The organism is Candidatus Hodarchaeum mangrovi (assembly GCF_975850365.1).
The window spans coordinates 1-22,383 of record NZ_CDLCQJ010000144.1; the positions used below are offsets into that span (position 1 = coordinate 1).

General features: G+C 31.5%; 19 protein-coding genes. 14 read left to right on the forward strand and 5 right to left on the reverse strand.

Annotated elements, in window-relative coordinates:
- Positions 1-1,045: hypothetical protein (locus tag ACWVCY_RS13665; protein ID WP_455143482.1), on the forward strand; the 1,045-nt coding region annotated here is incomplete at its 5' end.
- Between the two features lie 105 nt (positions 1,046-1,150).
- Here the strand turns inward: ACWVCY_RS13665 and hisS are convergent.
- Together hisS and glgA are read right to left on the reverse strand one after the other, a co-directional pair.
- Positions 1,151-2,479, reverse strand: a complete 1,329-nt coding sequence (gene hisS / locus ACWVCY_RS13670) for a histidine--tRNA ligase (RefSeq protein ID WP_455143484.1) — start codon at positions 2,477-2,479, stop codon at positions 1,151-1,153.
- An 11-nt stretch (positions 2,480-2,490) separates the two neighbouring features.
- Positions 2,491-3,954, reverse strand: a complete 1,464-nt coding sequence (glgA, locus tag ACWVCY_RS13675) for a glycogen synthase GlgA (RefSeq protein ID WP_455143486.1) — start codon at positions 3,952-3,954, stop codon at positions 2,491-2,493.
- A gap of 407 nt (positions 3,955-4,361) precedes the next feature.
- Between glgA and ACWVCY_RS13680 the strand changes: the two genes are divergently transcribed.
- The 3 genes from ACWVCY_RS13680 to ACWVCY_RS13690 all read left to right on the forward strand — a co-directional run bounded on the left by ACWVCY_RS13680 (position 4,362) and on the right by ACWVCY_RS13690 (position 9,033).
- A complete protein-coding gene (locus ACWVCY_RS13680; RefSeq protein ID WP_455143487.1) occupies positions 4,362-4,550 on the forward strand; it encodes a hypothetical protein in 189 nt (62 codons plus the stop codon).
- Positions 4,551-4,598: 48 nt separating this feature from the next.
- Positions 4,599-8,516 (forward strand): hypothetical protein, encoded by a 3,918-nt coding sequence (locus ACWVCY_RS13685; protein ID WP_455143488.1) that lies wholly within the window; start codon positions 4,599-4,601, stop codon positions 8,514-8,516.
- Positions 8,517-8,613: 97 nt separating this feature from the next.
- Positions 8,614-9,033: a hypothetical protein gene (locus ACWVCY_RS13690; RefSeq protein ID WP_455143490.1), complete on the forward strand. Its 420-nt coding sequence runs from the start codon at positions 8,614-8,616 to the stop codon at positions 9,031-9,033.
- 11 nt (positions 9,034-9,044) lie between these two features.
- On the opposite strand, the gene ACWVCY_RS13695 is transcribed toward ACWVCY_RS13690, so the two are convergent.
- Positions 9,045-9,581 carry an AAA family ATPase gene (locus ACWVCY_RS13695; RefSeq protein WP_455143491.1) on the reverse strand — a complete coding sequence of 179 codons (537 nt, stop codon included), beginning with the start codon at positions 9,579-9,581 and terminating at the stop codon, positions 9,045-9,047.
- A 661-nt stretch (positions 9,582-10,242) separates the two neighbouring features.
- On the opposite strand from ACWVCY_RS13695, the gene ACWVCY_RS13700 reads away from it, so the two are divergent.
- The 9 genes from ACWVCY_RS13700 (at position 10,243) to ACWVCY_RS13740 (ending at position 18,661) form a co-directional block, all read left to right on the forward strand.
- Positions 10,243-10,569: a hypothetical protein gene (locus tag ACWVCY_RS13700; protein WP_455143493.1), complete on the forward strand. Its 327-nt coding sequence runs from the start codon at positions 10,243-10,245 to the stop codon at positions 10,567-10,569.
- Between the two features lie 24 nt (positions 10,570-10,593).
- On the forward strand, positions 10,594-12,483 hold the full coding sequence (locus tag ACWVCY_RS13705; RefSeq protein WP_455143495.1) for a V-type ATPase 116kDa subunit family protein: 1,890 nt from the start codon (positions 10,594-10,596) through the stop codon (positions 12,481-12,483).
- A 95-nt stretch (positions 12,484-12,578) separates the two neighbouring features.
- Positions 12,579-12,791, forward strand: coding sequence for an ATPase (locus tag ACWVCY_RS13710; protein WP_455143497.1), 213 nt, complete (start codon positions 12,579-12,581; stop codon positions 12,789-12,791).
- Between the two features lie 4 nt (positions 12,792-12,795).
- Positions 12,796-13,434: a hypothetical protein gene (locus tag ACWVCY_RS13715; RefSeq protein WP_455143499.1), complete on the forward strand. Its 639-nt coding sequence runs from the start codon at positions 12,796-12,798 to the stop codon at positions 13,432-13,434.
- Between the two features lie 32 nt (positions 13,435-13,466).
- Positions 13,467-14,537, forward strand: coding sequence for a V-type ATPase subunit (locus tag ACWVCY_RS13720; RefSeq protein ID WP_455143501.1), 1,071 nt, complete (start codon positions 13,467-13,469; stop codon positions 14,535-14,537).
- Positions 14,530-14,859: a V-type ATP synthase subunit F gene (locus ACWVCY_RS13725; RefSeq protein ID WP_455143503.1), complete on the forward strand. Its 330-nt coding sequence runs from the start codon at positions 14,530-14,532 to the stop codon at positions 14,857-14,859. Before ACWVCY_RS13720 ends, ACWVCY_RS13725 begins: the two co-directional genes overlap by 8 nt.
- 47 nt (positions 14,860-14,906) lie before the next feature.
- A complete protein-coding gene (locus ACWVCY_RS13730) occupies positions 14,907-16,643 on the forward strand; it encodes a V-type ATP synthase subunit A (RefSeq protein WP_455143505.1) in 1,737 nt (578 codons plus the stop codon).
- A 13-nt stretch (positions 16,644-16,656) separates the two neighbouring features.
- On the forward strand, positions 16,657-18,048 hold the full coding sequence (locus tag ACWVCY_RS13735; protein ID WP_455143507.1) for a V-type ATP synthase subunit B: 1,392 nt from the start codon (positions 16,657-16,659) through the stop codon (positions 18,046-18,048).
- Position 18,049: 1 nt separating this feature from the next.
- On the forward strand, positions 18,050-18,661 hold the full coding sequence (locus ACWVCY_RS13740) for a V-type ATP synthase subunit D (protein ID WP_455143509.1): 612 nt from the start codon (positions 18,050-18,052) through the stop codon (positions 18,659-18,661).
- Positions 18,662-18,764: 103 nt separating this feature from the next.
- Here ACWVCY_RS13740 and ACWVCY_RS13745 read toward each other — a convergent pair whose 3' ends face one another.
- Positions 18,765-20,651, reverse strand: coding sequence for a hypothetical protein (locus ACWVCY_RS13745; protein WP_455143511.1), 1,887 nt, complete (start codon positions 20,649-20,651; stop codon positions 18,765-18,767).
- Positions 20,652-20,769: 118 nt separating this feature from the next.
- Here ACWVCY_RS13745 and ACWVCY_RS13750 point away from each other — a divergent pair, with 118 nt between their 5' ends.
- A complete protein-coding gene (locus ACWVCY_RS13750) occupies positions 20,770-21,321 on the forward strand; it encodes a Rab family GTPase (protein WP_455143512.1) in 552 nt (183 codons plus the stop codon).
- 113 nt (positions 21,322-21,434) lie between these two features.
- On the opposite strand, the gene ACWVCY_RS13755 is transcribed toward ACWVCY_RS13750, so the two are convergent.
- Complete coding sequence (locus tag ACWVCY_RS13755) at positions 21,435-22,358, reverse strand: DMT family transporter (RefSeq protein WP_455143513.1); 924 nt, start codon at positions 22,356-22,358, stop codon at positions 21,435-21,437.
- Positions 22,359-22,383: the final 25 nt, after the last annotated feature.

The following is a 22,383-nucleotide window of genomic DNA, read 5'->3' on the forward strand; positions in this document are numbered from 1 at the left end:
ACAGCTTGATGATTATGGATTTTCCTCTGTTATTGAAGGATTGACTACTTTAGCCTCTCGTGGACAAATTGAATTCACTGGAAGCGCAAAATTCCATCCTCTTCTTCCATTAATACCAGAACCAGAAGTTTTTCGCCAAATTCAATTAAACCACGAAACAAATCGTAATTTCTTTGGAAAAGTATTTGATCCCAAAGGATTCTTCCCTCCAGAAATGGCAATTTCAGAAGAAATTTTTCCTGTATTGAAAAAGTTAAATTTTGATTGGGTAATTAGTTCTGGGATAGCAAACTCTCTAACTGAATTTCCTACTACATATATCTCAAAGCATAAATCCACTGGTCTTAATCTAATATTTCGAGACGATTATATCTCTATTGATTGCGCTTTTGACAAAATAAATAATGTTGAGACATTTGTAAACCGTTTGAAATATAAATCACAGGACCATAACTATTATGTCATATTAGCTATGGATGGAGAAACATTTGGTCATCATGTTAAACATGCGATAAGAAATTTCCTATCCCCCCTTTTTGATAACCTTCCTAAAAGAACTGACATCAAGATCTGTACAATAACTGAAATTATTGATACGTTTCCTAAAGGCCAAATGCAAACTCCTAAGGCTTCTAGTTGGTCTACTATGCCGTACGACCTAGAACAGAATATTGCCTTTCCCCTCTGGTTCAATCCCCAAAATAATTTACATCAAAAACAGCATCAATTCATAATGTTGGCCCTTACACTTGTTCATCTCGTTCAGAAATATACTCAAAGTATGAATAAGGAACAAATTCAGCTATTTGAAAATGCTAGGACCTTTTTAGATCGTGGGATACACTCTTGTCAACAATGGTGGGCATCTAAAAGACCTTGGTACTCCCCTGATATGATTATGCGTGGATTAAATGAGATTTTATTAGCAGGAGTGAATGTAAAACGATGTGTTCCTTTGGGACTTGTTGAGGATATTCCCAAAACGATTGATTTGATCCTTTCTGAAATGTTAGTTATTCAAAATCAAATTGTATTATCTTTATGAAATATTAAATAGTTTAATAAATTAGAGCGATTAAAAGATTAATTTCAATAAATTCTTGCTCAATAAATACTTCCTGTTATGTCTCTACATTTGGAAAAATTTATTTTAGAATGTTTTACTTTCTTTGGAAAGTTTTTCATTAATATAAGTAATAACTGAGTTTATAGTCACTTTCTCTTCGTTTCCATCAACCATTGACCTAATGGTTACCATTTTTTTTGCTAAATCTTTTTTACCTATTATAATTACAAAAGGAATTTTCTGTCGATCAGCATATTCCATATTTTTCGATATTTTCTTATTCATTAAATCAATTTCAGTCTTTATGCCATTCTTACGTAAATTTGTAGTTAACTTTATTGCTTCATTTAGTGTTTTAATCGGAATAACATAAACTTCAGTTAAAGATGGTTTCCGAGATGAAATTGTCTCTAACACATCAAAGATCGTCTCTAGACCGAATGAAATTCCCACAGCGGGAAAAACTTCTTCTGATGCAAGGAAATTGCCTATTATATCATCATAACGTCCTCCTCCGCAAAGTGATGAATTAAAACTCTCATCTTTCAAAAAAGCCTCAAAAACAGTTCCGGTATAAATTTCCAGACCTCGGGCTAAACTATAGTGAAGTTTAATATCTTCAGTCACTCCAAATAGTTCCAAAAAATGATATAAATCCCGTAATTCAGATAATCCAGATTTTCCTATCTCATTTGTAATGCGAGGCTCAAGATGTGCTAAAATTTCGAGATAAGGACCTTCATATTGAAAATAACTAAAAATTGTGTCTGTCAAGTCTGAGTTGATACCTTTTTCTTCTAATTCGTTTCTTACTCCTTCAAAACCGATTTTTTTTAGTTTATCGATTGAGAGGATAGTTGTATTTAGCAGTTCTTGAGAAATGCCTGCCTGAAGCAATATACCTGATAATAATTTTCGATTATTTACCTCAAGGTAAATATCTAAGCCTAAACTTGTAAAAATATGATGAGCTAGTGCTAAACACTCTGCATCAGCAAGCATGGAAGCAACTCCGATTATATCTGCATCACATTGAATAAATTCACGATATCGGCCTTTTTTAATTGGTCCATCACGAAAACAGACTCCGATTTCATACCGTTTGAATGGTTTACCTAGATTAGGATTCATCCCTATAAGACGTGCAAGAGGAACAGAAAGATCATAACGAAGGCCTAATTCTCTTTTTCCTTGATCTGTTAATTTATATGTTTCTTTTAGGATTTCAGCACCTCCAGCATATTTACTGGCTAGAACCTCCCAGAGTTCAAGTATTGGTGTAGTTGCGGGTTGAAATCCATAGATCTGAAAAATCGACTTGATATGATCCATAATCTGTTCTCTAAGAACCTGTTCTTCAGGAAGTCGATCATTTGTTCCTTTAAGGAGATCTAATACTGTAAATTGTATCACCTAACATTGTCTTATGGTTCAATAATACTGTTGAATAATTCTAAATAAGCTTTTGCAGCGTTTTTCCAAGAAAAGTTTTTTGACATTCCTCTTTTCATTATTTTAAGCCATGTATCTTTCGATTCAAAGAGATGTAATGCTTTTTCAATTGTCTCTAAAAAGTCTTTTTGAGTATATTGGTAGAATATAAACCCTGTTCCATTCTCTTTATCCAATATATAATCAGTAACACTATCCGCTAATCCTCCAGTATTAAAAACGATAGGTATAGTACCATATTTCAAGCTATATTTGTCATTTAATCCACATGGCTCATAACGAGAGGGCATAAGAAATATATCGGCACCTGCCTCCACCAAATGAGCTAATTCGTTATTAAATGCAATAGTAATCCCAACCTTATTCGAATATTCCTTTTGAAGATTTTTATATAATAATTCCTCTCTCGGATCTCCCATCCCAACCAAAATAAATTGTATATTCTTTGAAAGTAATTTTCTTATTGTAGATAATAGTAAATCAGTTCCTTTTTGCCATGTTAATCGTGTAACAACACCAAGCAATGGTATATTAAGATCCTCTGGTAAATTAAACATCTTTTGTAGAGTCAGTTTACATTCTGCTTTTCCAGATAAATTTTGACTAGAATATGTTTTGGGAATTAATTTATCTTTTTCTGGATTCCATAAAGAATAATTCACTCCATTTAAAATACCAACAAGGTCGTTCTTTCTCTCTTTTATTATTCCTTCCAATCCTGCTCCATAGGTTTTGGTTTGAATTTCGTTAGCATAAGTGGGACTGACAGTGGTCAATTTATCAGAAAATATCAATCCTGCTTTCATTAAATTAATTTTCCCCCAAAATTCTAAATATTTGGGAGTAAAGAATTTTTTTCCAATCCCAAGGAGAGGAAATTGTGAAGCAGGAAACTTACCTTGATAATTCAGATTATGAATAGTAAAAACGGATTTAACCATACTTTCACTAAAAAAATCATCTAACTTGATAAAAAGGCTAATTAATGCTGATTGCCAATCATGTAAATGAAATATTTGGTAGGGATTACCACCAGAATATTTATTTTTAATATACTCTAAGGAACCACGACAAAAAAAGATGAAACGTTGTAAATTATCTCTATAATCTTTACCATCTTTTGCATATAATTGCGATCGTGAGGAAAAAAGGCGGTAATTATTTATAAAATGAACTTGAAGATTGAAATTTGTAAATTTCTGGATAAAAACTTGACCATTAAATCTTTTTGACCCTATTTTTAAAGAAAAACTAGTCGTTTCATGTTCGAATTTTAGGTCTTGGTTTTTAATTGGGCCATAGTAAGGGATATACATATCAACATAAATATCTGGATAAACTTCTAATAACGCATATGGAAGAGTACCCATCACATCAGCTAATCCTCCAGTCTTTATATATGGTTCCATTTCGCTAGCGAATATCGCGATTCTCATATTATTTCCCTCAAGATAATTTACATAATTGTTTATTTATTCTAATACCAAATTTTTTATTTTTTCAGATTATAAATAATTGAATTCCCTATATACTTGTTTTTATGTTCTGAGGGAGATTAATTAGGATAAATTTGATTTTTAAAGTATAGCATAATAATTATAGGGAGAGTATTCAATAACCTTGTATAATCTTTCGTATCCAGAAAGGAACAAAATTCATACCATAGGGTAGCACTAGTACAATTATTGCTGCAATAATATTCATAATGAAGAATTTCACTTACAATGAAACATAAAAAAGGTTTTCTACTTCTTATGATGGAGTAGAAATTCATTACCTGAGCCGGAATCAGGATAATAAACTTAGATTAATATTGTGACTTAATCAGAGATTTTTTGAACATATGTCACTCTATATAAATGTTATGAACGCTTTTATTCCCCAAGGCTTTATTACCGATGCGAATGATCATCATGGACATAGAAAAAGTAAGGGGAACAAATTAGAAAAATGGGATAAACAAGTTCTCCACGATTTGACTGAATGGTACATTAAGCTTATTTTTGAACATGATCCAACAATTAAGAAATAAAGAAACCTTAAAGGTTTAAGAGATTTAAAGCCTAGATGAGGATTATTAATGAATATAGAGGATATGATTAAAGAGGTAAATAAGCTAGTTTCTAAAAAAAAGTGGGAAGAAGCCATTACTGCTTATCAGAACCTTGCAGATCATATGATAAGTGAAAAAAATTTTATAGAGGGTCTTAAATACCTAGAAGAGGCTATTGAAATAGCTACACATAAAGTAAAAAAAGATGAATTAGTTATCACATTATATCGCAAAATTATTTCTTTTGCTCGAAAAGGACGTAATAAGACAAGGAAGGAATTATTTCGATATACTGCCTCAGCTATCCCTTTAATTGAAAATTATATCAGAATTTTGGAAGATACTAATAGCTATACAACGAAAAATGGAGCTATGACAAGATATTTTCTTGGAGAATGCAAAGAAATTGTATCAGGAGAAGCCCAAAGAGATATCGAATTTCTTAAGGCAGGAAAATTATTTGTTGAAGTAGGTATTGGTTTAGCTCAATCTTCGGTATCTGAAACTGCTATAGAAGAAAGTTTTGAGAAAAGTAGGATTATTTTTAGTCAAATAAATAATATAGAGGAAATTTTTAAATCGTATTTAGCAGAGGCAGAAATTAATATTAAGAAAAATCGAATAGAAAGAGGTTTTATACTTTTTGATCAAGCAAGAAATATTTTCAAAGATGAAATTCATCAAAAACAAGTGATTAATTTAGAAAAGAAAGTTTATTCAGACAAGGCTTTAGAAATTTTATCAGATCATTTCTCAGATATTGAACAACGTAAAATTTCAGATCTAATGATCTCCAAGGCACGAGAAGCCTATATATACTCTTTACCAGAATTCTCCAAGATTTTATTCGATATTGGAAGAATATATGTTAAAAATTCACAGCTTGAAACAGCTTTTAATTATCTTGATGAAGCGATAACAAATTCCCAAACTGGTCCTGCTGAGATTGCTCAAAAATTGCCAGTAGAGGTCTTAGATTATCTTTTTTCTAACGGAAAACAAGCTGCAGAAGAGTCTCTATTATCTACAAAGCAAGACGACTTCAATCGATTAGAATCTCTTGTTTTTTTACTTTATTTTGACAAAATTAACGGATTAGCTAAAAGATTAAATAAAAGCCAGATAATCGAAGAGATTGCTTTTTATATATGTCAATTTGGTAAAGATCTCGTCGAAAAAAAGAAAATTAGTGATGATTTACCTTATATTGAGAAGGCAATGAGTTATTTAATTGAAAATAATCTGAAATCGGGAGTATTAAAAATCGGAGAAGATTTAGAGACGCGTATTGAAAAGCTAGCTTTATCAATGAAAATATTCCCTCTAGAGAATCTAAGAACATTTTTATTAAATTCATATAAAGAAATAGGTGAATACGAATCTGCAGCTTGGTTATTAATTAAAGGAGCAAAAAATTATGCACAATGGAGAGATTATGAAAAACAACTCTCCATTTTAGAAGAAGCATTTTTATTATTCCAACAACTTGATTTAGAGGTAATAAAGGGTTTCAATCAGAATATCCTTGAACAATTTAACATAATTGAGAAAACTGGGTCAGAACTTTTTGTAACTCAATTCATTGAACTATTAGGTAGGTATTATCTCCATATCCAAGATGAAGATAAATATGATGAATTATATGCAAGATTGGCTCTTAATAAAATAGAAGAGAACGATTTTAATAAAGCACTAGAATATCATAACATAGATTTTGACTTTTTAGTCAAAGCAAAAAAAATAAGTAGAGCAATGGCTAGATTGCAAACAGTTTCCTCTAAATTATTCGAAAAAAAGAATGTAAATTTAGCTCTTAAACTCCATTCGAAGGAAATTCAACTTCTAATAGATTCAAATGCACCACAAGAACAAATTCTACAAACTATTAAAAATTTGGAAGAACAAATAAATCAAGCTTTGGAAGTTAAAATCGAAATTGCTCTTATTAATGAACTCTTCCAAAATATTACTCAGCTGTATAATCACCTAAATATTATCGAGGGACTAGGAGACGCAGAATTTGAACATGCTATACGTTTGATTGAGCATAGCTTTTATGATGAAGGATTTATGTTCTTAAAACAAGCATGTAAACGATTTATTAATTATAATTTAATTGAAAAAGTGGGGATATTATTAGATTATGCAACAGAAAGAAAAGATCATTTTGAAGCAACTGATATTCGACTTTCAGGAAGATTTCTTGATTTCTTAATTGACACTCTACAAAAAATGAATATAATTAAAGAAGCTTCAAATCTTATGTTAACACGTGCAATACAAGCCCTTCAATATGATGAGATAATGGCTTTTCAAGAGTTCGAAAAGATACATAGAAGTATTACCCAATTTGGTTCCATAGAAGATGAAATGTCCTTATATCTAGAATTTGGTTCCGCTTTACTTAAAAATAATTTCATTGAGAAGGGTTTACACTTTTTGACTGAAGCAAAAGAGAAGTCTTCTTCCCAAACAAATACCTTAAGCCTAGCAGATATCTGTTTAGAAGTTGCAGATTCAAAATTTAACTCAGCTGATTATGATACATATTTCACTCTTATGGATTATGCCTTAGAAATCTATAATAATTTAGAAATGATTCAGGAAGCTTCAACGATAGCGATGTCAGAAGCAAGGAAATTCTTTTTAATTGATAATATTCCTTATACAATGATTTTTCTTGAGAAAGCGTTGATTCCCCTTACATTAATGTATGATGAAGCACTAGCTTCTTCAGCAAGTCCTTTAATCTTATTATCAGAAGAATTTATTAAAGAGCTATTTGATAAGAAGAAATTTGATGAAGCTATTGGATTTATTGATTTTCAAGAACGAATATATCAACAATTAAACCAAACTGATAAAATAATTGAAGTAGAAAGAAAAAAAATTACTGCACTTATAGGACGAGGAAATTTTGATGGTGCACTATCACAAGTATATGATATTGCTACTTTAGGAATTGAAGAGTCAAAATTTAATGAAACAATATATCTAGTAAGAGATCTCTTACCTCTTTTTATCCAAAATGCACCTTCCAAGGCTAAAGATCTACTAAAGCTATTTCTAGAACTCATAATTAGGATAGAATATCCTCAAAAAGAAATTAATGCTGTAATCGATTCATTCATTAATCTAATCATAAAATCATTTATAGGAAAGGAAAAAGAGAAGTTCAACGAGCAAATTGAGTTATTTTTTAACGCATTTTTCGATTTGGAAGCAAATGAGGAAGTTTTTGGGTATTTCACAATTAGATTAGGGCAGGAATTCTTCAAATTGAGAGAATATTCACTGTTAATTAATACACTGGTGAATTATATCACTAGTCTAGAGATTTTACGACCAGAAACTAAGATGAGAGTAATAGACGAAGTTATTTCTCTAATTCAACATCATAATCTCGATATTGAAATCGTAAAAAAAGGTATCAATTTAATAAATACCTTAGGTAGCGGTATAGGGGATCAATATGGTGAATTGTTAGCAGGAATTTTCTATAAAATTGGAGTCAATTACAAGAAAAAAGCTGAAATTAATGAACTAGCAGTGAAGTATGCTTTTATTTATTCCGAAAAAACTGGAAATATTTCTGCCTCCCTTACATTGCTTTATGGATTAATCGAGGAGGATTTTGAGGATTCAAACTTTCTAAATGCTTTAAAACGAATAGATGAGGTAATTGATAAACTTAGATTATTAAATGATCCTTCAACAATAGCTAGAAGATTTTTAGATTTAATAGAAAGGACATGTTCAAAATTAGTTGAAGAACGAAAGAAAAATTGGTTGGATTTGCTAACTTCAAAACGTCAAGTGATTGCTGAAACTTTTTTGACTGAAAAAAGTGATTATACCAAAGTTGACGCAGATTATTCTGAATCATTAATTGATGATATGTTGGATTTTACACAAAAACATACCGGGGAACGAGGATCAAAATAGATCACCTGTTAAACTCTAAATGCAAGGATTAAAATAATTTGAAGCTTAAAAAAAATTAATACCAAACTGAGATCTAAAAAATAAATGGTTCATGAAAATGGCATCGACAGATTATACTGCTTGGATGGGGCAAGAAATGAAAAAATTGATTGATTTAATTGTCAATCGACGATCACATGAAGAATTAGCTCCTCAAATAGCAGAAATCAGACGGGGAGTGGATTATGGAACAAATTACCCCGGAAGCATTGATGAGTTATTACTAAAAACTGCAAGACAATTTGTAGATTCTTTAGAAATTTATCTTCGTGAGATCCGTCGAAAGCAATATTCAGGTGGTATACCACCAGGAGGACAAGCTACTATTTTATCAGGAACATATGATTCTGAAGAAAGTCCTTCATCAGATCAAATCAGTGTTGATGAATTAAAGAATGCATTACAGACAAGAAAAAAGAAAACTGTCGAAAGTAAAATGAAAGGATCTTTAGATTTGCTAAAAAACTATGATGAATAAATTGAAATAATCTATCTGTTATTTTTTATCAACAATTCATCCATTAAATGATCGACTTCTTTTTTCAAATGCTTAATAGTGCCATTATTGACAATAATATTGTCAACAGGAATATCTTTCACCTGGATTTCGGTTAAATGATTTTGCCACCGAAACCATTCATTCTCAGGAATCATCATGCCTGTCCGTTTTTCTATTCGAGCTTTTCTTTCTTTATCTGTAGACTCAATTCGTATTATAACAAATCCTTGGGGTTTTAAAAATTTAACCTCATTGATTCTTCGAATATCATCAACGACAATATTCCCTTTTTCATTTATGATCATTTTAATAAGATATTTAACCCAAACATCATCATCAAAATCCCGCATAAATTTGCCAATACCCTGTAAAAAATCACGAGAGGGTTCAAGCCCTAAATCAATTGCAATTTCCCTCATTTTACTAGATAACCGAAATCGCTTAAAGTTATATTTTTCTTCTAAATATTCAGCAACAAGAGATTTTCCACTTCCCATCTGACCACAAATTCCTAAAAGAATTCTCATTTTAACCTTTAGTCCTTTATTTATATCTAAAAGTTTTTTAATAGGCAAATATAATTAGATTCTTATTTTTTTCATCCATTCAGATAATCTAAATATGAAATGATTAATAAATCTTTACAAATCCTGTCTTCTAGTTCTAAAAAAAGTCCTACAAAGATATATATAATTTTTAATATAATCAGAAACCAATAAATTCTTAAATATCCAGACGAATCTAAATAAGGCAATTAAAACCTTAAAAAATTCCCAAATCTAGAAATTGTAAATAGACTATTCAAAGAATTGTTGACCTAATTTCTAATCATTCTTGGGAAGGAGAAAAGAAGGAAAAAATGACTCTACTTAAATTGAAATAATAAAATTTTCTCTAGAATATTGATATCTATATAATAGCTCCTCAATTAAATTATAAGTTATTCGAAGCATAACTTTAACTTTAAAAAGAAAATTTAAAAATGCTTTTGATGGACCTTTAGGTGATAAAAATACTTGCACTTCCAAGAGAACCGACTTTCAGAGTTTTCCAACTCATTCTGAAAGAAAAATCGATACTGATGAACATAGGGTAATACAACACTATTTTCTCATAGAAATAATTTGTGCAAGGAAATTTTTACAAAGTATTAAAGATCAATAACTAATCAAGGACAGGAATGAAATCATGGTTGAGAATTATCCCAAAAATCATCTAAAAGAACAAATAGAATCTGAAGAAATGATCTTTAAAACTAAAGTTCTTGATGTACGAAGTCAAGTATACAAGAAAATTGAAAAGGCACAAAAAAACGCTGATAAAGATTATCAAATGAAATTAAAAGAGATTGAAGCAAAAAAGGAGAATTATCGAACCCAGCTCGAAAATGATTTCAAAAAACTTGTTAACTCCATCGAAAAGGAAGAAGAAATAATTTTTCAAGAGATTAATGAAAAATACAAACAAAGAGAAGAAGAAGTTATTGAAAAAATTCTAAAATCTATTTTACCCTAAATTCAAGTGAGGATGGTAGTATACTTGATTGAAACAATGTTTATAACTAAAATAATTGGGATTAAAGAAGATATTTTTGAACTAATTAACATACTTAAAACATTAAAGGTTTTTCACGTAATTGAATCAACCCCCCTTGGGAGAGAAGAAACATATGAAGATCAAAATCTTCGTACATTAAAAATGACTCTTGAAAATTTAGAAACACGAGTTTCAGCAATTCTTTCTTTTATAAACATGGATTCATTTTCAGAAGCACAAGAAATAAGAGTGAAAAGAACAACAGAGGAGATAATAAGAGATTTACAGACTCTTCTCTCTTCTATTGAACCTGAAATTAAGGATATTGAAACGGAAAAAGCTGATTTGAATTTAAAAATTGAGCATCTTAATAGATACAAACCAATCCTCACACACTCTCAACAGTTAATTCAAGAAATCGATAAAAATCCCAATCTAGATTCAAATATAATAATGTTTAATAGAAAATCTGATCTTCGATTAGACGAATTTGAGAAAGAAATTGCTAAAAAAGCAAAAGGTTTGTATGAAGTAATATCAAGACGGGTGGATGAAAATTATTTTGCAGTTCTATTACTTTACAATAAAGATTTTAGAAATGAAATTCAGAAATATCTATCCAGCGAGAAATTAAGCACTTTTACTCTCTCACCAGAGCTGGGAAAGATAAAACTAAAAGATTTTAGTTCTCATATTGAATCATTGATATCCAAATATGAAACAATCTTGGAGTCATTAGAGAAAAAAAAGGAAATAATAATTCAGACTCCAGAATTTAATGAATTTATCAGTATTCATAAGGAAGCAGTTGAAAGAATCTCAGCTTTTCAATTGGTTGAAAAGATGGGAAGAACTGAAAATACATTTGAAATAGAAGGATATGTACCTAAATCGAAATATAAAGTTCTCGAATCAGAGTTAAAGAAAAATTTCGATAAAAGAATTCTAATTAAAAGAAGAAAAGCAGAAAAAAATGCTCCAGTTTTAAGGAAGAATCCTCGAATTGTAAAACCATTTGAAACTATAACAAACTTAATTCAATTACCAAAATATGGATCGATTGATCCAACACCTTTTGTATTCATATTCTTTACATTCTTTTGGGGATTTATGGTAGGAGACATTGGTTATGCCGCAATAATATTTGTTATTGCAACTATTCTTCGTAGAAGGTTTAAAAAAAATCAACAGCAAGGTTTACAGAATATTAGTGAAATATTTATGATAAGTTGCATGTCTGCAATGTTTTTTGGATTAGTATACTTTGAGATATTTGGAGATTTGGGAGAAATACTGGCTCATGACCTACACCTCAACATTCACCCATTATTAAACAGATATCAAGATACTCAAGATTTGCTAATCCTTTCAATATTTATTGGTTTAATTATTATAATAGGTGGACTATTCCTTGGAGCCTACAATAATTTTAAGCTGAAACATATGTCACATGTGTATAGTAACCTTCTATTGATTCTCATATGGGGATCTATACCATTACTTTTGTTAATTTTAATTATATCAAATGATTTATTTGCTATAGCTGTCATTATCGATTTACTCATCATAATCGTCTCAATTATTATATTGATCAAACTAGATGGTATTGCTGGACTTATTCATGTAATTGAAAAATTTTCGAACATCCTTTCATTTGCTCGTTTAATGGCGATTGGACTAGTTGGGGCTTGGATGGGGAAAGTAGCTAATGAACTCACTACTCAGTTATTTCCCCTTGGATTATTTTTAGGGTTGGGACTTCATATGATCAATCTCGTAATTTTAATTCTTTCGCCCTCCATACATTCAATGAGGTTAAATGTTTTCGAATTTTTCACTCAGTTTGTTTTGGAAGGTGGAGATACTTACAGACCTTATGGAACAAATCAATAATTGAAACACCAAAATAACAGAAAGAAAACTCAAACAAAGGAGAAAAAAAAATGATCTTAGAAATACTACAAGCTACAGTTACAGATAACGTTATAGTGGCGAGAGCTATTGGTGCAGCCATAGCTTTAGGCTTAGGTGCAATTGGTACTGGACTAGCGCAGGCCTTTATTGGCAGTGGTGCTACAGGAATGTTAGCTGAAAGGCCCGATCAGATGGGCTCCGCAATCATATTAATAGCGATCCCTGAAACTATACTTGTTCTTAGCTTTGTTATCTCTATCATGATTCTACTTGGAATCGGTGCCTGAATTTATGAACCAAGAAATAGATGAATTTTTGGAAGCTTTGAAAGAGAAATCAAATTCTAAAATGCTTGAAATTGAAAGTACGGTTGATCCAAGTATTTTAGAAATTCAAAACCAAACCTTACTAAAAATTAACCAAATAGAAGCAGAATTTGATTCTTTTAAAAACTCTCCAGTCTTGATGGATTCATTCCAAAGGACAATCTCTGAAAAACAAGAAGATTGGTTAAGACGTTCCAATAATGAGAAAGGACGCTTAATGGATCAGATAATCCTGAAATTAAAAGATAAATTCAAAACACTTGCAATAGGAACAGAATCTTATAATTTATTGAATAAAATGTTTCAAGAAATAAAACAGGACTCTGGAAACACATATGAGGTACATATAACACAGAATTGTGATCCTGATAAATTCAAAACCATTTCAGGGACAAACCAACATGTTATTGCAGATCTAGACCGCGTGGGTGTTCTTGTTAAACGGCTAGATTCACCAATAACTATTGAAAATACCTTAGAATCTCGATTCATTAAGAAAAAAGAAGATTTAATTATCAAAGCTTCTCAAGATTTATGGAATGATTTAGATGAGTCTCCATGGCAATTTCAGAAAGTTATGGGACAATTACGGACTAAAAAATAATTCAAAAAATGAGATAACTAGGAGGCGCTCTATTGTCTGCTACAACAACCCAAGGATATATTGCTGCGCGATTCTACGGAATGAGAAGTCGATTACTTACAAAGGATGATTATTTAAGATTATTGACTTCCTACGATTTATCTTCTTTTATAGCAGATCTCAGAAATTTTCCCATTTATAAAACAATTTTGGAAAATCGGTTACTCCTTGAAGACCCTCTTACAGCTGTTGATAGTACCATTAATATCGTGCTTTCAGAACGCATGAAAAAGGTAATACATTTATCTGGAGGGGTTTATCAGAAAGCGTTTAAATTATTAAGTTTCAAATGGGAATTGGCAAATATTCAACTGGCTATCCGAAGTATCCTTAGAACTGCGGATTTTCAGCCATACTTTATTCCCATTGGTGATCTAAATCAAAGTGAACTTTTACATCTTGCTAAGTGCTCCGACTTAAATGAAGCTTTAAATTATTTAGAATCAATATTGAATCCATTAGCTCAGGTTGTCAGACAGCTAATTGAAGCAAATGTTTTACCTACTGATCTTGATACTGTAGATGGTATTTTTAATCAATTTTATTATAATCAAATAAAAAAGGGAATTAAAAATATTAAAAATCGGAAAATAGCGAATATAATGAAAAAAACATTGAATGAAGAGAGAGAATTTGAAAATACTAAAACAATAATAAATTTTATTGGAAGAATATCTAGAGGCACAGCTCTTGATAAATTAGATTTTTCTTTACTTATTTTCCCTGGAAAAGCACGAATTCTTCCTGAAGAAATTGAATTAGCAGTCAGAAAAAGAGACATAAAAACATTACAAACCATTCTGCTAAGAACTTCATATAGAGATGTTATTCAAAAGATGATTCAGGAAGCAGGAATGGTAGGAACTCTTCAAATATTTGTGGAGGAAATTGAGAAAATATTTTTGGCCTCACAAACTCGAAAAAGGTTTAAAAGACATGCTTTCAATTTAGGATTAGGCTATATATGGCAAATGACAGTAGAAGCTCGTAACTTGAGAATCCTCACTCATGGTCTCGAGAATTTTACTCAAAATGAAATCGAGAAGAGGTTGTTCCTTGAATAATTCAATTCTGATAATAACACATCCAATTTTAGGTATAGGATATCGTCTTGCAGGTGCAAACGTTTTTGAGGCTGAAAATGGAATAGATGCTTTTAACATTCTTCAAACAGCTTTAAAGGACGAGAATATTGGGATTGTTGGAATAGATGAAGATTTATATAAATCTTTAAATCCAAGATTCCTAGAAGCAATAAAAAAACGTCAGAAACCACTTATACTATCTATGCAGTCAGTTAAAGAAGGTGGTACTAGTGCTGAGGAACACATTAGAGAAATAACTTTACGTACGGCAGGAATTATAGTTAAAGTCGAAAAAGAATAAGGTAAATTGATTGAAACAAAAAAGATAATTTATGGATGGTCTAAAAAATGCCGGGAATAATTAAAAGGATAGCAGGGCCAGTTGTATTTGTTTACGGATTAGAAAATCCGAAAAAAAATTATTTAGTTGAGATTGGTGAGGAAAAATTACTTGGTGAGATTATTCAATTACGTGGAGAAACATCTGTTATTCAAGTTTACGAAGAAACATCAGGATTAGGAATAAAAGAGCCAGTTTATAACCTTAACCGACCTTTAACAGTTAGATTAGGACCAGGAATTATGTCTACTGTTTATGATGGAATTCAACGGCCATTAAATCTGCTAGAAGGATCGTTTATTGGGAGGGGGGAAAAAACTAGCCCATTAGATGTTAATAGAAAGTGGCATTTTATACCTGAACTGAATGTTAAGACTGGTTCAATACTCAAAGGAGGGGAAATACTTGGTAGAATTCAGGAAACAGAATCAGTTGAAAATCGAGTTATGGTACCGCCTAATGTTCATGGAGTATTAAAAGAAATAGCCCCTGAAGGTAAATATGTAGTTACAGACACACTGGTGCATATTGAAACTCAATCTAAAGATCAAGAATTAAAATTCTATCATGATTGGCCAGTAAGACAACCCAGACCATTTAAATCAAGAATTTTAAGTTATAAACCTTTTTTAACAGGGCAACGTATACTTGATTTCCTTTATCCGATGGTTGAAGGTGGTTCTGCTATGATACCAGGCGGATTTGGAACTGGAAAGACTGTTCTCAATAGAACTCTAGCAAAGTTTGCCTCAACTGAAATTATGCAAATGACTTTATGTGGAGAACGGGGAAATGAAGCCGCAGATGCTTTACAAAGCTTTTTAAAATTAACTGATCCGAAAACAGGAAGATTAATGATTGATCGAACCTCAATAATTGCTAATACTTCCAATATGCCTGTTGCAGCAAGAGAAGCAAGCATCTATATGGGAATAACTATTGCTGAATATTATCGTGATCAAGGTTATAGTGTTTCAGTTTTAGCTGATTCAACTTCACGATGGGCAGAAGCGCTTCGTGAAATTTCTGGTAGATTAGGTGAAATTCCAGGTGAGGAAGGATTTCCAAGTTATCTCCCTAAATTAATTGGTCAATTTTATGAAAGATCAGGAAGATGTGTAACTCTTAGTGGACTAGAAGGAAGTATTACTACAATTGGAGCTGTTTCACCCCAAGGAGGAGATTTTTCTGAACCTGTAACACAATATACAATGCGTTTTACAACTAGCTTATGGGCACTTGACACTGATCTTGCAAGGAGCAGACATTTCCCCGCTATATCATGGAGGATATCTTATAGCCAAAATGTCAAACAGATTGCTGAGTATCTAAAAAAAGAAGTTGCCCCAGATTGGAATGAATATAGGACTGAAATTGCTACAATATTGCAGGAGGAAGAAGAATTGGAGCGTATTGTAAGATTAGTGGGCAAAGATACCCTTTCGGAAAAACAAAAAGGATTATTATTGACCGCTGAATTAATAAGAGAAGGATTTCTCCAGCAAAATGCTTTATCAGAGGAAGATGCGTTTAGCTCCGCTGAAAAATCATATTTAATGGCTAAAGCAATTCTTGAAGCTCATCATCTCATTGAAGAACGTGTAGAATCTGAAACTTTATTAGTAGATCCACTTTATGAAGAAAAGCTAATCGAGGATATTAAACGTTTGAAAGAGCTAAATATCGATGGAATCAGAGAATTTACGAAAGAAATTCCTTCAAGAGTTGAGGAAATAGGTTACTAACGGAGGAATAATTTTGAAAGTAAGAACATTACCCACTTTTCGCTATAAAACAATTGAATCCATCCAAGGTACTCTTATTTTTTTAAAATCAATAAAAAATGTTTCTTATGAAGAAATTGTTAGAATTTATATGCCTGATGGAGAAATACGAACAGGACAAGTTCTTCAAGCGGATGAAAATGCTACAATTGTTCAAGTTTTTGAAGGAACTTATTCTATGGAAAGAACTCAGACAGAAGTGGAATTCACAAAAGATGTTTTTAGAGTTGGTTTGTCTGAACAGATGATTGGTCGGACAATGAATGGACTTGGGCAACCCATAGATGATCTTGGGCCTCTGTTTGTTGAAAAGAGATTTCCAATTACTGGGGCTCCGATGAATCCAGTTAGAAGGAGTAGTCCAGAGGATTTTATTGAGACAGGTATTTCTGCAATAGATGGACTAAATGCATTAGTTCAAGGCCAAAAACTTCCAATCTTTACTCTTAGTGGAATGCCTACATCAGAGGTTGCAGCAAATATTGCAGTTAATTCACGAGTGCTTGCAGAGGAGCAAGAACTTGATGTAATTTTTGTAGCTATGGGAATTACAGAACGTGAAGGAAGATTTTTTCGATTAAAATTCCAAGAAGCTTCAGGAGCACATATAGCTTTCTTTTCCAATTATACTATGGATAGTATTGTTGAAAGAATACTTACACCAAGAGTTGCATTAACATTTGCAGAATATTTAGCATATGAAAAAGATAGAAATGTTTTAATTCTTCTACATGACATGCTTAATTATAGTGAAGCACTCCGAGAAATTTCTTCAGCTAGAGAAGAGTTTCCAGGACGAAGAGGTTATCCTGGCTATCTCTACACAGATCTAGCAACAATTTATGAGCGAGCAGGAAAAGTGGAAGGAAAACCAGGGAGTGTTACGATGATACCCGTAGTTACACTACCAAATGATGATATAACTCATCCTGTACCTGATTTGACAGGATATATTACTGAAGGGCAACTACTCATGAGTCGTCCTCACTTTAATCGAGGAATAAATCCTCCAATGAATCCCATTCCTTCACTATCAAGACTGATGAATGAAGGTATAGGGGTAGGAAAAACACGAGAAGATCATGCTAATCTTGCAAATCAACTGTTTGCTAGTTACGCAAGAGGCATGAAATTAAGACAATTAGCCTCCATCGCAGGAGAGGATTCTTTAAGCGATCGGGATCGTTTATATCTACGATTTGCTGACACATTTGAGCAAAAATTTATAAACCAAGGTGATAAAAGGAGAACGATAGAGGAAACCCTTTCTATAGGATGGGAAGTACTAAAAATTATCCCCAAAACTGATTTAAATCGAATTTCTAAAGAATTTATTGATAAATATTACCCTGGAGAGCCCTATTAAAGTGTCATCTCAACAATTGAAGAAAACAAGAATAGAGCTCCAAGACAGAAAAGCTCAATTAAGCATTGCTGATACAGGGAAAGAACTTCTAGAAGATAGAATTGGTGCACTTCTTGAAGCTTATTCCAAACAGGTCGTACAGCTTTATCACACACGGCAAAAGCTTTCTCTTTTGGGTATGGAAGCAAGAAGATCTCTAGCACTCACAAAAGCGATGGATCGAAAGAATCTTGCTTTAGCTGCAATGGCTGCTACAAACACTCTAAGAATAAACGTTCAATCAGAAAATGTAATGGGAATAATTGTCCCTTCACTTGAACTTTTGGAAGATAATCAAGAAAAATCTGTTTTCGTTACTTCAGAGCTAGTTGATAAAACAATTGACCTATTTCGACAACAATTAGAAGTTTTGATTGATCTTGCCTCCCAAGAAATGGCAGTAACAGAATTAGGTAGAGAAATTCGTAAAACAAGACATCGATTCAATGCTTTAGAAAAAATATTGATTCCTGAACTAAATGAGGAAATAGAACAAATTTTATTATCCCTAGAAGAGAAGGAAAGAGATGAGCTATCAAAGCTAAGAATCTTTATGTCAAGTAGACAGAAATAAAAAATTAAAAAAAAGAAGAATTGGTATTCATACCTACAACGATTTTTACAATTTTAATTTTTTAATTTTTACTCTGAGATTATAAATGAGTTATTTTGGGTTATTAAGGCTCATTTATGGTTTCTTTTTGAACATCGTTTACTGATTTTTGGAAATCGACCAAATTACTATCTGGAAGCTCTGTATTTTCATCATCTATTTTTTCTATTAACTTTGAATGATCATTTTCTGGAATATATTCCGTTATCATTGGTTTCTTTTTTCTTGATTTAAGAAACTTATTAATTACATACGCTAGACCGTAAAAAAATCCCAAATAGAATGTTAGTGCTTCAATATATTCAAAAATACCCACAGCGTGTGTTAATGCTCTCTCCAAAAATAAAACACTTTTTAGAGGGGCATCTGGAATAGCTAAATCATAAATATCACCTAATATATTTGTTATGATCAACACAAATGAGGTAGAGATTAATAAAAAGAAAAGAGATAATCTTTCTTTAACACGTGGTGTAACAAGAGTAACACTCAGGAATTTATATGCCCCAGAAAATACAAAGTATATCGGGAGGAGGAGGAATGGTATGATCTTTAAAATAGGAATAAGGTCCTCAAACCATTGAGAGAAGGGAATTATTAAGGAATAGTAAATAACATAGAAAAAAGTAGGTACGTTTATTTCAGGTAGTGAAAAATTAAATTCAACTAATAGCATTTCCCATATCTCTAAAAAACTATCCCAGATCAAACTAATCCAGATTCCTAGTAAAATTAGATATTTTGATAGTACAGCTATTTTGGGAGGTGATCGTGATACTATCTGCCCAGTTCGAGCAACTTCTACTCCTCTATAAATAGCGGAAAATATTGCTACTATAACAAATCCTTCAGCGAAACCAACGATGGCTGTGGCTATAATTGTAACAAAAATAAAGTCTAATTCAACAATTGAAAGAATATCTTGAGCCCTAAATTGTAGAAATGAAATAAAATTATTAATTATTTCAGTTAGGTTGATTTGTATTGTTCCACCTTGGAATCCAGAAAAAATATCCCAAAAGGTCCAAGCTAATACTGGTAAGACATAAAGTATTAGGATTAAAGGAATAATTAATAATAAATTAACAGAGGTGATAAAAGCAGAAAATTTGAAACCCCTCCATATTATTATAAAAATTGTTTTCAGAATTTGAAATATCCACCATAACAACCCAATTACAAGTAATAAAGTAATTAGTGAGTTGATTAAACCTGTTGTAGAGGGGAGAATCCCTAATTCAAATATCGTAATAAAGGGGATAGATAACCAAAGAAGAAGTTTGTATAATCTCCTATTTTCTTCTGATTCAGAGACAGGGACAGTTTCATCTTTGCGATATCGTTTAATTAATCTTTTTCGACCAAAACTCGTTAATATTGAAAGAAATATGAGAACAGAGAATCCAACAATTATAAGGAAAAAGAAATTAAAGTAAAGATTACGTGCAGTTTGATAAAACTCTCTACGATCCCCTAATTTGTCTGTTAATCCAGTTATTTGTATATCAAAACTTATTATAATCCATTCCATTAATAAAACTGGTAATAATTCAAGATAGGCGTTTCCTAAAAAAACATCAAGAAGTAAATACATTGCAGAGCAAAACGAAAGAGCAAGGGTTGAAAATAGAAAGAACCTTAAATCAAAACGAGTTTTATCAGTTTTTTCGTCCCTAAGTCCAAATTCTTTCCCCATATCAAACAAAACAATTTTACTAAAACCTATCAATACAAGGATGAAACATATACTGGACAAAAATACAGCAAATAAATAATTGGGATCTTGACGACTGATATCCTGTAACTCTCCCATTTGCTGACTAACAAACATAACACCGATTATTAAACAAGCAATAATGATAAAACCTAATAATTTAATGCTTTGTTTCCGGAAATACTCTTTCCACGGGATTCGGATTGCGATCTTAGAAGAACTCGTTGAATTTTCCATTAAGAACTCTCCAATTTATTTAAGTATAATACATGCTCGTTATTTGATATTGTTTAAAAAACACGATATTCTCCTCAAATATAAATGTTCAACAAACTCCATGGTATATGTGATAGCTATGAATGTTCAGACATCACAAAAAGCGAAATATCATCTCAAAATAATAGTATGTGGAGCAGGTGCAGTAGGAAAAACATCGATCGTTCGAAGATATATCGAAGACCGGTTTGAGCATAATTACCTTTTAACAATTGGACTCGATCCTTCCAATCGCCATATAGAAGTCAATGGAAATTTAGTTAATCTCATTATTTATGATGTAGCTGGTCAAAAACGTTTTCAGGCATTACGTGAAATATTCTTCCGAAAAGCTAATGGAGCATTGCTTGTTTTTGATTTAACACGGCCAGAAACTTTAGATGAACTATATGAGTGGCAAGAACAGATTGAAAAAAATTTAGGAAAAGATCAAGTTCCTTCTATTTTAATTGGGAATAAATCAGACCTTGAGGATCAAATACGCATAGCTTATGATGATTTGGAGGATGAGATAATTCCTGAATTTAAACCAATTAAATATTTAGAGACCTCAGCCTTAGCTGACATTAATATTAGAGAAGCTTTTGAATTACTTACTCGTGAGATATTGCAAAGGGAAGGTATTATTTAAGCAATCATAATTTTAGCTATTTATTTAAGGAATAATTCAATACAGTGCAGAATCTAATACCCCTTAGGTGCAGGTTTGGTTTTAATTGGAGTATCCTGAGCCTAAATGTTTAATTAGGAGCTTTTAGTTATATAAATCAACCCTATAGCAGATATTATCCCTCCAATCATCGTGAGAATTGAAAACTCCCCTATAAATATAAATCCAAAAAAAAGTGAGAATAGAGGAATTAAGAACTGAATATTTGCTGCATTAGATGCCCCGTATTGTTGGACTAGTTCAAAATAAAGAGTAAATGCTAGAGCCGCAGCTCCTACTCCTATTATTACTAGTCCAAATAAACTTGAAACAGTAAATACATTAATCGGAGGTATCAAATTACCTTCCAAAAAGATACTTAAGCTAAATAATATAATTGTAGCAATTAATAAATTAATAGAGGTTATTTCTTCCGATTCTTTTTCTTTAAATAACCACTTTAGTGATAATGAATACCCAGCCCAGCCTATTCCAGATAATACTCCTAAAATATTTCCTACTATGAAGAATTGTGGATTAAATTCCTTATAATTTTCCATAGACGCAAAAAAGACTAAAAAAATCCCCAAGGTTGAAATTAAAATGCCTATATTTTTTCTATTTGAATAATACTCATCGCTAAATAAAAGGGGAGAAAGTAAATATATAAAAACTGGATTAAAGTTCAATAAAATCGAACTACTACTTCCTAGTATAAAAAAAACTGAAAAATTCTGGCCTATAATCATTACAATAAGCCAAGATGCACAAATGATATGTTTCCAACTTTTTTCTCTAATAGATTTCCAAAAAAAAATAAATTTTCCTTTTAATAGTATAAATAAGAATAGAGTAGCAAAACCCAAACCATAACGTAAAAACCCATAATATATTCCTGGAAATACACCACTTCCAACCCATAATTTAGAAATTAAAGGTGGAGTGGACCAAAATATTACAATGATAAGGGATTTGGTTAAAAAATTATAATTTAACCAGAAATGAGATGATTGAGGCATTTTGCCAATCCTAAAAAGTTTTTCT